The organism is Merdibacter massiliensis (assembly GCF_900155395.1).
In the GTDB taxonomy this organism is placed as follows: Bacteria; Bacillota_I; Bacilli_A; order Erysipelotrichales; family Erysipelotrichaceae; genus Merdibacter; species Merdibacter massiliensis.
In genome coordinates this window covers 176,716-188,961 of the sequence record NZ_LT699725.1, presented here as the reverse complement: position 1 = coordinate 188,961, position 12,246 = coordinate 176,716, and the positions used below count along the sequence as shown (strand labels likewise).

The following is a 12,246-nucleotide window of genomic DNA, read 5'->3' as shown; positions in this document are numbered from 1 at the left end:
GGGATTTCTAACGTATCAAGGCTCATTCAATGGTAGTAAAATCGTAGTAATTTGAAGTATTTCAACCCTTGAAAATGCTGATAGATACAGTGTTTTAGCGGACAATCAGATTTTTAGTTGTTTATTACATTAAAAAACTTCTTCATGATTGGATCAACAGCAGCACTTGTTCCTGCAATGATCGAAGTAGAACTCGTAGGAGCAATCGCCATCAAATAACCATTCCGCAATCCAAACTGGTGCACTTTTTCACGCAGGGCATTCCATTTTGCATCTTTATAGTTTCGCTTTTCAAAATACATTCCCGTATCATAATCACTATTCTCAAAATATTGATATCGGCCTTTTTCTCTTGCCAGATCACAGGAAGCATTCAAAGCATAATAATTGATCTTTTCATATAGCTGATCGACAAATTGTAAATGTTCTTCACTTTCGAAAGAAATGCCTTGTTTGACCAGCATATGATGATATCCGCTTGTTCCTAATCCAATCGGCCGATATTTTTTATTTGTTACTTCAGCATAAGGGATCGGATAGTAATTCAGATCAATGACATTATCTAAAGCACGAACAGCGACTCTGACTGCATGCTCCATTTCCTGATCATCCTCCACACGTAAACGTCCTAATGTCAAAGATGCTAAATTGCATACGACAAAATCACCGGGTTTGGTTCTTTCGACAATGATCGGTTCTCCATTAACTTCCACTTGTTCGACTGGAAGCAGCTCCATTGCACTCATATTTTGTGCAATCTCAGTGCAAAGATTGCTGCAATAGATGATTCCTTGGTGAGCGTTTGGATTCATTTTATTTACATGATCGCGATTAAAGGCAAACGGAGTACCTGTTTCTACCAAAGACTTGATGATCAGACGCACGATTTCCTTTATGCTCATGACACGTTTAGAAATACGCTTGTCTTTTACACAGTCGATATAACGTTTCTGCCACTCTTCCCCATAATAATCTTCCAGATGATATCCCTTTATTTCATATATTTCATGAGGACACATCATGTACCAGCTGGCATCCAGATTGGTATCTGCTAAATGCCAAAAAAGATCTGGATAACAAACAGCCGGAAATATATCATGCGCTTTCATGCGATCATCTCCATTGTTTGTCCGCAATTGTAAAAATTCTGGGAGATCTTTATGCCAAGCATCTAAATAAACTGCGGCAGCTCCTTGTCGCACGCCTAACTGGTCGACCGCTACTGCTGTATCATTGACTAATTTGATCCATCGAATGACACCGCCGGCAGCTCCTTGAAAACCGCGAATACTGCTCCCGGCTGCCCTTACTTTACCAAAATACAGTCCCATGCCACCGCCGTTCTTTGAAACCTTCGCGAAGTTATCAACACTTTTATAAATACCAGCTAACGAATCATCCACTGTATCAATAAAACAAGAACTCATCTGATGAAATGGTTTACGCGCGTTGGACATCGTTGGAGTTGCCATCGTTATTTTTAAAGTGCTGAGCAGATCATAGAATTCTTTTGCCCACTGTACTTTATCCTTTTCTTGCATTGCTAAATGCATGGCAATCAACAAGAACATTTCTTGTGGTTTTTCTAGGATCTTCCGTTCATGATCCTGAATCAAATAACGTTTAACGATCAATTCTAAACCGCTATAAGTAAACAACTTGTTCCGCTCGACATCCATATAGGCTGCTAATTCCTGAAACTGCTCTTCTGTATAGTTGTCTATCAGATATTCTCCATAATATCCTTGTTTTGTCAAACAACGAACTTTATCATAGAAATTAGTAACACCCATCTTTTGCATACGTTGATCAATCAGCAAATCAATCTGGTAACTTAAAAAACGAGCAGAGATCATTTCCCACTTTCCGCTTTCTTTGCTGATCAATTCGTTTGCTGCACGCATCAGCATCTTTAATGCTGCATCCATAGACATGTTTTCTTTATAAAAAGACTTGAATTTACTTAAAAGAAGCTGCAGGGAATATTCTTCTTGAGGAAATTCTTTTTGAATTTCACTCAACAATTTCCCTATATTCGGATCTTTTACCAACATCACAAATTCATCTATCGTCTTTCGTAATTCCAAATGTTTCTGTCGATATAATATGTATGCCTTTGCTGCTTTTAAATAACCTTGTTTCATCAATTCTTCTTCCACATAATCTTGAATCGTTTCCACAGGCGTTCCTTCCGTTATTTTTTTCTCAACATTAGCAACGACACGCTTTTTTGCAGCAAGGTCTGTATTCTCATTTACACTTTCCAATGCTTTTGTTATGGCAGCTAAGATCTTAGCTGCATCATATGCTTGATATTGACCATTTCTTTTTTGAATTTTCACAATCTCACATCCTCGTGACTATCCTAACATAATTCAATTTGATTGCTCAAATGATATGCTTTGGATTTCTAGCAATGTTTTCCATTCCCATGACAAACAGAAAAAAAGATGTTTCCTATCATAAGAAAACATCTTTATTGAAACTACTTATTTTGCAACGATATTGACGACCTTGCCTTTTACAACAATGATCTTAACGATTTCTTTTCCTTCCAGCTGTCGCTGAACACTTTCAATCTGCATTGCTTTTTCTTTCATTGCTTCTTCGGCAGTTCCTACTGCAATCTTCATTTTACCACGTACTTTTCCATTCACTTGAACAACTGCTTCGATTTCGCTTTCCACCAACGCTTGTTCATCGTAAGTTGGCCAGGAAGCATAAGCAATTGTTTCATCCTGATGGAAGAATTTCTGCCAAATTTCTTCTCCCAGATGCGGGGCAAAACATGCAAACATTTTTATGAACCCAATAGCATAAGGGCGATAAATATGCTCACTCTTATAACATTCATTAATAAAGATCATCATTTGTGAGATCGCCGTATTTAAGTTTAAGGTTTCGATATCCTGAGTTACTTTTTTTACCGTCGCATTGTAGACCTTGTCTAATGCATGATCATTTTCATCTGTCAGCTTATCGTATTCATCAAACAATCTCCATACACGATCCAGCCATCTGCGTGCTCCGTCAAGTCCAGTTGTGCTCCATGGCAAACTTGCTTCCAATGGTCCCATAAACATCTCATATACACGCAATGCATCGGCACCATGTGATAAGATGATCTCATCAGGATTCACTACATTTCCTCTTGATTTGGACATTTTTTCATTATTTTCACCAAGAATCATACCTTGATGGAATAATTTTTGGAAAGGTTCTTTTGTTTTGACTACACCGCAATCATACAACACTTTATGCCAAAAACGAGCATACAACAAATGCAATACAGCATGTTCTGCACCGCCAATATACAGATCGACCGGCAGCCAGTGTTCCAATAATTTTGGATCTGCCAACGCCTCATCATTATGAGGATCGATATAACGTAGATAATACCAGCAGCTGCCTGCCCATTGCGGCATGGTATTTGTTTCTCGTTTACCTTTTACACCGTCGATTTCAACATTGATGAAATCTTCGCAATGTGCAAGCGGCGACTCTCCGTTTTCATTTGGTTTAAAATTATTTGTCTCTGGAAGTTCCAGTGGCAGTTCATCAATATCCACCGTGCGCATTGTACCATCTTCCATATGAATGATGGGAATTGGTTCTCCCCAATAACGTTGACGAGAGAACAGCCAGTCACGAAGCTTATAGGTTGTTTTTGCACAGCCGCATTTATGGTCAGTCAACCATTGGATCATTGTCTTGATTGCTTCTTCTTTTCCCATGCCGTCCAAGAAACCGGAATTGACATGGATACCATCTTCTGTATAAGCCTCTTTTTCAATATCCCCGCCTTTTAACACTTCAATGATCTCCAAGCCAAATTTCTTTGCAAATTCATAGTCACGTGTATCATGTGCAGGGACCGCCATGATTGCACCTGTTCCATAGCTGGCTAATACATAATCAGAGATCCAAATTGGAATTTCTTTTCCATTAACCGGATTGATTGCATATGCGCCAGTAAAAACACCCGTTTTTTCTTTATTTAATTCTGTACGCTCTAAATCTGATTTTGATTCACAGCTCTTTCGATAAGCTAGCACAGCCTCCATTTGCTCTGGCGTCGTAATTTCTTTAACAAAAGGATGTTCCGGCGCCATGACGCAATAAATTGCCCCAAATAAAGTATCGCAGCGAGTTGTAAATACAGTGAATTCTTTATCTGTTCCTTTAATTTTAAAGATAACATTTGCGCCTTGTGATTTTCCAATCCAGTTGATCTGCATTTCTTTTGTAGACTGCGGCCAATCACAGAGTTCGAGATCTTTTAATAAACGTTCTGCATATTCTGTAATACGCAATACCCACTGCCGCATTGGCTTACGTATTACCGGATAACCGCCACGCTCGCTTTTTCCATCAATGACTTCTTCATTTGCTAGAACAGTCCCCAATTTCGGGCACCAGTTCACCGGAATTTCATCCACATATGCAAGTCCTTTGTTATAAAGCTGGATAAAGATCCATTGTGTCCATTTATAATAAGATGGATCTGTAGTTGATATTTCTCGATCCCAGTCATAAGAAAAACCAAGTGCTTGGATCTGCTCACGGAAATGATCGATATTTTTCTTTGTAAAAGTTGCTGGATGATGTCCGGTTTGAATTGCAAATTGTTCTGCTGGCAAACCAAATGCATCCCATCCCATTGGATGTAGCACATTATATCCTTGCATACGTTTCATACGTGCAATGATATCGGTAGCCGTATAACCTTCCGGATGTCCGACATGTAATCCGTTTCCGCTTGGATAAGGGAACATATCCAAGACATAATACTTAGGTTTACTAAAATCGGAAGTATCACATGCAAAAGTTTTGTTTTTCAACCAATAATTTTGCCATTTTTTTTCAATCTGCTGATGATTGAAACTCATAACTATCTCTCCTTTTCATAAAAAAACGTCCCTAGCTACTTCTAAGGACGTAAAAATACGCGGTACCACCTTAGTTCATACGTAATTGTATGCACTCAATCTTCTTAACGCGAAGTAAACGGGCATTCACCGACTCCTCAGCGAGTTCTCCTGATTAAACACTTTGGCTTTCCACCACCCAGCCAATTCTCTTTGCTGCTGCACAGGATACTACTCTGATTCTTCATCATTTACGCATATAAGTATAACTTAATAGGCAAAGTGATGTCAATAGCAATCCCCTTACATATATTTTTAAATTTGCGTCAAAACAGCCCGCATTAACGATGAATCAATGTCTTAAAACGAATCGAGCTCGCATATTGTACAATGCCTATGATTGAGCATAGGTAAAGATAACAAAAACTATGTAGATCAATTGGATGAAACCGTAAATGAATAAACATTGATGCCATAAATGTAAAGATCAAAGCAATTGCAAAGTCTTTTATTTCCAAAGCTTTGCAATTGGATTGCCTATAAAAGACGGGAAGGATCAGAATACTAAAACCAAATAAAATAATGAGCCATGCGCAATCCAGACAAATAAAACGAAATAACATACCAATGCAGATACATAGAGCGTAACTGCAAATCGCAGCTATATAAGTATACATATCATCACCACATGTTTTAGTATGAATGTCAAATACAAGATTATTCAAATATCTGCATATTCGCCAAATAATACATGCTCTATGCCCCCTGTTTCATTTATATACACGCGTAATATGCAATGCATCCCTTGATACGCAGCATAATTGTCTTCTTCCCAAAAAATACGATAACTATTTGTCCCGCATAACAGATACCATTCGTGTTGATCTATTTCTGATTCAGACATCTCTTGACTATCCTTTCGACATTCTTCTTTAATATACGTTAACAGATAAACATATGCATCTACACGTTCTTGTGCGTACGATAATTGCAATAATGCATCACAACGCAGTTGAAGGATCGTAGCAAAACTTAAAAAACACATTAGGATAACTAAGCCGACAACGGTAAAAAAGCCCTCATTTTGTGACCTTTGCATTCCATTGTTTCCCCTCTCGTCGCCAATCCACAAATATTGCATCATACTTGTCTTCAAACTGTACTCCTTCTATGTCCTGTATGAAAATCTCATATCCTGGACGTTTCACTAAACGATGATTGTGGTAAGAATACGTTGCTGTTTTCTCATTTTGAACAGTTATTAGATTCCCCTCTTCCACAAACACTTGATCACACTGCGCAATATCTAAACGTAACTGTAATACCGCCATTTGATCTTGTACCAAATAAGATTGCTGCGTAAGCATTATCGTCATCCAATGCATCGCTCTTTCTATCAATAAAACACAAAACATAAAAACTCCCATTGCCAGCAATAATTCACTCAAAGTAAAACCTTGCATTTCTCTCCATTTCTTCAATAACAGGTTCCTCCATGTAGTACATTGTTTGTGTTGCCATTAACATAAATTGCACCAATATCACACACAGCAATAATAAAACCAATACATCCAGCAAAACAAAGCCCTTATTTTTCCCTGCGTATTGCATTCCTTCCTCTCCCCAATTGAATGACCAGTGACTGCTCACTTCCAGCAGAACAACGAACTGTTGCTGCCGGAGCGCTTGTATATTGTGGATAAAAATGCAGCTCTGCACCCACACATCGAATAGAAGATGGCAATTTTAACGTCTCATCATCTACTATTACCAGATTATCTTTGAACCGAATCGTACGCTGTTTTCTTTCGATTACTGCTTCACTCTGTATTTTTTCCAGGAAGCTTTGCAGCTGAAACATGGATAATGTCAACGTCTGCTTTGAATATAAATTTGGAATGCTATAGATGGATAAAAAAATACAGATGATGAACATGACCAAATACATTTCAACTAAGGTAAAACCACTTCTATCGTGCATAAGCCTGTCCATCGACAAGAACGATCGAACGACCATCCGGACATCTCTTTTGCGATTCTTTCAAATATCCTCCAGCAATCAATTGATCAATCGAGGTTGGTGTGTGTAATGTGTCTATTTCATATAACAAAATCTGCGCATCTACAACAGCTGTCAATGCTTCACAACCTTTTTCTTCAATGATTTCTTCTTTTTGTTGAATATTAGGTAGCGTTAATAAAAATAGCAATGCAACAATAGAGAGTACGATCATCATCTCAAGAATGGTAAATCCATTTTGTACTTTGTGTTTCATCTCATCACCTTTCTTTATATTTGTTCCAGCATATTCAGCGGCATTAACAGCATCTGATAAATCGTAAATACTAAAATAGCGACTACTCCATAAATGATCAATTGCAAATAAATTCCCAGCTTTTTTATCTTTTTCTGCCAACGATCCATTTGCATATCTGCATAAAGAGATAAAAACCTCATTAATGAATCACTTACATAGCCAATTTGAAAATAACGTGCAAACTGTGAAGAAAAGTAGGTCGAAGTTTCTATTATTTTTTCATAGGAGAACCCCTTTTCTAATAAATGCCGAATATCATAAATACATGGATATAAAATACTTTCCTCCTCTAATTGTTCCAATATCAATAATGCACGATGAGTCGAAATTCCAGCTTTCATCAGTTCAAACATATAAATTGCAAAAAGATAAGAAATCAATTCCTTGCAGATTTTCATGCGGGCATGATAACGAATGATAAATGTTTTGCGTGCATCCATTTGCTTCCATAGAAAAATAAAGAGAATAATACCTAGGAGGGCAATAAAAATAACAGTCAAAAAAAACATATAGAGAAAATTCAACAAGATCCAAGCAATGCCTGCAGATTGCATATTGGTAATTTCTTGCATCTGCGGATAAATAGTTGTTAAAAAGAATGAAACTAGCAAAAGTGACATGAAGAATAATAAAAGAGGATAACTCATCTGTTTGCAAATTTTCTGCATCAGGTCCTTTCGCAGTGAATACAGTTTTACGGAAGCTAAAACGGCTTTCGACACCGGTGCTGCACGTAAAAAGAAATGAAGATACCTTTCAAATGATTTTGAAGTTCCTTCCAGATTTTGAAACAGATCCTCTCCTGCTTTTAGTCTATTTATCAATATATCATGTTTCAAAAAAGCGAAAGTAATTGCATCTTCTAAAGGGATGCCATTATCTAATAACGTACCAAACGCTTTCCATTCATTCAAATGTGCATTCTTCACTATAGGTTTCCTCCGTAATTTCACCATTTAAATAAGCTTCCCATAACAAATCCTTCATGGTCTTGTGTTCTATGGATAAACGATCTGTCTGAAAAAAAGATACAAGTTGTTGTCCATATAATATTTCATAAACGCATCTTCTTTCCTGTCGAGACCGTAAAGTAACCAAGCGTTGGGTACTGACGAAAGTTAATGCGGCGTGAAGCTGCTGCTCTGGTATACCGAACTCCTGCATTCGAACAAGTACTTCTGCACAAGTTTTTGCATGAACAGTAGAAAAAACACTGTGCCCGCTCAACGCTGCTCGTATGGCCATCTGCGCCGTTGCTGCATTTCTGATTTCCCCTAACATAATGATATCTGGATCATGGCGAAGCAATTGCTCAATACCTACTTCATAAGTAAAACCACTTTTTTCATTGATCTGTAATTGTAAATATGCAGCATCTCTTATTTCAATAGGATCTTCTAAAGAAATTACTTGACGATGGTACTGTAGTGAGGCCGTACGCAGCAAAACATGCAGGGTAGTCGTCTTTCCACTACCTGTAGGACCGGAAAACAAAGCTAAACCTTGTCTTCCCTTACATAAACTCTGAAATACTCGTTCTTGGAAAGAATCGGTACAAATATCTTTTAACGATCGCAAATGACAATGGTCCAATAGGCGCAATACACCTGTTTGCACTTCATTGGTACAAAGCAGAGAGAAACGGAATTCTAAAGATCTTCCTTGGTAGATCCGATTAAAATTGCCAGACTGGGGTTTTGCTGATTCGCCTAAGTCTAAATTTGCAATATATTTCAAATACTGAAAAAGGTGGCCGTCGAATAAACCGTCATCTTGCCGGTCCATGCACCCCAGACATCGCAAATGAAAATGAAGGATCCCGCCTTGCAACGTAAAATGCGCATCACTGGCCTTTCGTAATAACATCAAATGAATCAGCGAACGTAATTCTTCCTCCACTTATCCACCTCCTTCTCTCTTCATCATTTACTTACGAGATTTTATGTACAAATACTAAAAAAAACAGTATCGAATACTGTTTTTCATTAAATTATACTGATTGAAGATAATAATTATATTTAATTTCTTCGCTTAATTTGGTGGCAGGGCCATGTCCTGGATAGACAAAATAATCATTTGGTAGCTGCTTTAGCATACGCAAAGATTGAATCATTTTTGTATTGCTTCCACCTATCAGATCCGTTCTTCCGATACTCCCTTGGAACAGCACATCGCCGCAGAACATGCATTGCTCGATCAATAGTAAGCAACTGCCTTCTGTATGACCTGGAGCGTCCTTTACATCTACTTCAAAAGCACCTATCGTCTGTTTCCCAGATTGAAAGAGATGCGGCTTTGTCGCCACCACCAAAGGTGCAAAATCTGCACTAAAATTTAATTTAGGATCTTGCAATAATTGAGCATCCAATGGATGGATATATACTGGACAATCATACTCTTTTACAAAATGGTCAACACCTGCACAATGATCAAAATGTCCATGCGTCAAAAGGATGGCATCAACAATGAATCGATTCTCTTCAATATATTTTTGCACACTACGTCCTTTAGAACCAGGATCGATCAATAAAGCATGTCCATCTTTGCTAACGACATAGCAATTGGATTGGATCAATAATCCTAACTCAAAAGTTTCTACATGTATCATATTTACTCACGAATAAAAAAGACCGCAGTCGGCCCTTCTTATTTTTTCTCCTTATGCTCAGTTTTTTTGTTGCAGCGCGGACAGTATTTTGAAATTGTCATACGTTCCGGATGTTTACGTTTATTACGTGTACCAATGTAGTTTTCTTCTCCACATTCAGCACATTTGAAAGTAATTCGATCTCTCATATAGTACCTCCTCACACTCTATGCCGATAAATTATAACATACTACTGTAAAAAATGCCAACTCTATTTTGATATTCTTACGAAAAATAAAGACTTTCCGATTATTTTTTTTGTGCATCATCACTCTTCATGATTGAAAAATATTTTTCAAGCACAGGCCCCATGACCTCCGTAGTACAAACATTGCTTTGCAAGTTACTGCCCGTATCTGAAGAAGTAGGAGCTACACATGCAAATGCCATCGATGGATCTTCATAAGGTCCATATCCAATAAATGCTGTACTTGTTGAGTCGCCAACTTCTGCTGTACCTGTCTTTCCGGCAATATCCTCTTCTAGTGAGTTTGCTGCATCTCCGCAATAACCTGATGACACGCACGCTCGAAAACCTTGTTGCACACGATCGAGATAATCTAAATTTCCGCTTAATGTAGAGACAACCTGATTTTGATAAGATGTCACGACATTGGTTGAATTGACTTCGGTTGCATAGCTAAACAAATGCGGTTTTACTGTTGTACCGTCATTTGCTATGGTCGAGACATATTGTAAGATCTGAATAGGTGTATACATATCATACTGACCAATTGCAAAGTCCAATAACTTACCTGCTTCTGTAGAGTAACCTACATAACCGCCAACTTCATTAGGTACATCTAGACCCGTTACATTCCCGAGACCAAACATCGAATAATAAGATCGCATTAAAGAAAATGTAGATGATGGATCTGAAATTCCTAAAGATTGGTAAGGTACATAAGTAGACCCGGCTAAACGAATTGCAATATGGAACATATAAACGTTACTTGATACTTGTAAGGCTTTCACATCGTCAACCGGTCCATAGTTCTTGTAGGAAGCTTTTACTGGTGTTCCAGAAATATACATTGGTGCATCATTAATTACTTCTCCAGGTTTTACAACTCCTTCATTTAATCCCATGTATAAGGTTGCACCTTTGACAATAGAACCTGGATTGGTATAACTCAAATAGTTGCCGCTTGCAAATGGCGTTACTTTGTTCGTTTTCTTATCTCTTTGATAACCGCTCATTGCATAAATCTCACCAGTCTTGGGATTCATTAAGCAAACAAATAACGTGGTAAAATTTTGACGATACTGATTATCGGCTGCAGATTCAAGCGTCTCTTTTACGACCTTATCCAATTCTTGTTGTAATTCAATATCGATCGTTAAATAAACATCATAACCTTTTTTTCCAGATGTCTCCTCTTTTATGACCGCATTCCCTTCTTCATCATATTCTACGCTAGATACTTTTTGAGTCCCGCTTAATAAGCCTTCATACTGATATTCAAGACCGGAACTTCCTACTCTGGCATTCAAAGGATATCCTAATGCCTGGTAATAATCTGCCAATTCTGCAGGAACCCCCTGTGTACTTGTTGTCACATTTCCTAAAACATCCCGCAAAGTATCGCCATAAGGATATTCTCTTTTCCATGAACCAAGATCAATATCAAATCCTGGAAAACTGCTTTTGTGTTCAACTAGATAAGCAACCGTATCATCATCAACATCTTCTAAGATCGTCTTGCTTTGTCCGCTGGTTCCGGAAATCATACGGGCATATACGACATAACCTGCTTCTTCTTCATCACTTAATTCTTCTTCCAGCATATCATCTGTAATACGCTCATATAAGATTTCGGTACGACGGGATTCCTTGTCATCTCCCCAAGAACCATTTCTATAACTATTTAATTCCTCTTGTGTCAATAGATCATTGCATGCGTAAGAAGGATCTGAACTATCTAACAACGTATGCTTAAATATATAGAGATCTTTTCTTTGATTTTTCGACAGTTCATTTTTGTCTACGTCAAACGCAGAAGCAAATTTTTGTGCCAGTTCCCAACGTTGTGCAGTGGTAATCTCTTCTGGTTGCGTATAAATAATGTTATGCGAAACCACTGTGGCAGCAATTACTTTTCCATTACGATCGTATATTTGTCCTCTCGGTGTGGAAGACGCTTGTGTCGTAGTGTTATAATTCTCCATTTTTATTGTATATTCTTCATGCTGTAAAACCTGAATTTGAAATAAACGCACGAAAACAGCACTAAACAGCAAACCTATAATAACTGCAAATATAATTAATCTCTTCGATACTTCACCTGAAAAATCCATTGACTGATTTAACTGGTCGCTGGAATGTTTCATGTTTTCTAAATCAAATTTACGAAAAGGATTTGGAATCATTTCTTCACCACCTATGGATAACATTATAATACAAAATAAAATG

General features: G+C 37.7%; 12 protein-coding genes and 1 other annotated feature. All 12 genes read right to left on the bottom strand.

Features of this window, described 5'->3' with window-relative positions; all coding sequences use genetic code 11:
• Window positions 1–113: 113 nt before the first annotated feature.
• Window positions 114–2,342, bottom strand: coding sequence for a ribonucleoside-diphosphate reductase subunit alpha (locus BQ9859_RS06530; protein WP_083662722.1), 2,229 nt, complete (start codon window positions 2,340–2,342; stop codon window positions 114–116).
• A 147-nt stretch (window positions 2,343–2,489) separates the two neighbouring features.
• Complete coding sequence (gene leuS, locus BQ9859_RS06525; protein ID WP_075877420.1) at window positions 2,490–4,889, bottom strand: leucine--tRNA ligase; 2,400 nt, start codon at window positions 4,887–4,889, stop codon at window positions 2,490–2,492.
• A gap of 40 nt (window positions 4,890–4,929) precedes the next feature.
• Window positions 4,930–5,122: a binding site (T-box leader), on the bottom strand.
• Window positions 5,123–5,209: 87 nt separating this feature from the next.
• Window positions 5,210–5,545 carry a hypothetical protein gene (locus BQ9859_RS12325; RefSeq protein ID WP_143404392.1) on the bottom strand — a complete coding sequence of 112 codons (336 nt, stop codon included), beginning with the start codon at window positions 5,543–5,545 and terminating at the stop codon, window positions 5,210–5,212.
• A 44-nt stretch (window positions 5,546–5,589) separates the two neighbouring features.
• Complete coding sequence (locus tag BQ9859_RS06520; protein WP_075877419.1) at window positions 5,590–5,967, bottom strand: hypothetical protein; 378 nt, start codon at window positions 5,965–5,967, stop codon at window positions 5,590–5,592.
• Window positions 5,948–6,349, bottom strand: coding sequence for a competence type IV pilus minor pilin ComGF (locus BQ9859_RS06515; protein ID WP_143404390.1), 402 nt, complete (start codon window positions 6,347–6,349; stop codon window positions 5,948–5,950). Before BQ9859_RS06515 ends, BQ9859_RS06520 begins: the two co-directional genes overlap by 20 nt.
• Before the next feature lie 107 nt (window positions 6,350–6,456).
• A complete protein-coding gene (locus BQ9859_RS06510; RefSeq protein WP_161941285.1) occupies window positions 6,457–6,849 on the bottom strand; it encodes a prepilin-type N-terminal cleavage/methylation domain-containing protein in 393 nt (130 codons plus the stop codon).
• Entirely contained in the window at window positions 6,839–7,144 is a 306-nt protein-coding gene (gene comGC / locus BQ9859_RS06505; RefSeq protein ID WP_075877416.1) for a competence type IV pilus major pilin ComGC, read from the bottom strand. The genes BQ9859_RS06510 and comGC overlap by 11 nt, the downstream gene beginning before the upstream one ends.
• Window positions 7,145–7,158: 14 nt before the next feature.
• A complete protein-coding gene (locus BQ9859_RS06500) occupies window positions 7,159–8,115 on the bottom strand; it encodes a type II secretion system F family protein (RefSeq protein WP_075877415.1) in 957 nt (318 codons plus the stop codon).
• Complete coding sequence (locus BQ9859_RS06495; protein WP_075877414.1) at window positions 8,093–9,085, bottom strand: ATPase, T2SS/T4P/T4SS family; 993 nt, start codon at window positions 9,083–9,085, stop codon at window positions 8,093–8,095. Before BQ9859_RS06495 ends, BQ9859_RS06500 begins: the two co-directional genes overlap by 23 nt.
• A gap of 91 nt (window positions 9,086–9,176) precedes the next feature.
• Window positions 9,177–9,794, bottom strand: coding sequence for an MBL fold metallo-hydrolase (locus BQ9859_RS06490; protein WP_075877413.1), 618 nt, complete (start codon window positions 9,792–9,794; stop codon window positions 9,177–9,179).
• A 38-nt stretch (window positions 9,795–9,832) separates the two neighbouring features.
• The gene (gene rpmG, locus BQ9859_RS06485; protein WP_075877412.1) at window positions 9,833–9,982 is read right to left on the bottom strand and encodes a 50S ribosomal protein L33; all 150 of its coding nucleotides are present in this window, start codon (window positions 9,980–9,982) and stop codon (window positions 9,833–9,835) included.
• Window positions 9,983–10,082: 100 nt separating this feature from the next.
• Window positions 10,083–12,203 (bottom strand): peptidoglycan D,D-transpeptidase FtsI family protein, encoded by a 2,121-nt coding sequence (locus tag BQ9859_RS06480; RefSeq protein ID WP_075877411.1) that lies wholly within the window; start codon window positions 12,201–12,203, stop codon window positions 10,083–10,085.
• Between the last annotated feature and the right edge of the window lie 43 nt (window positions 12,204–12,246).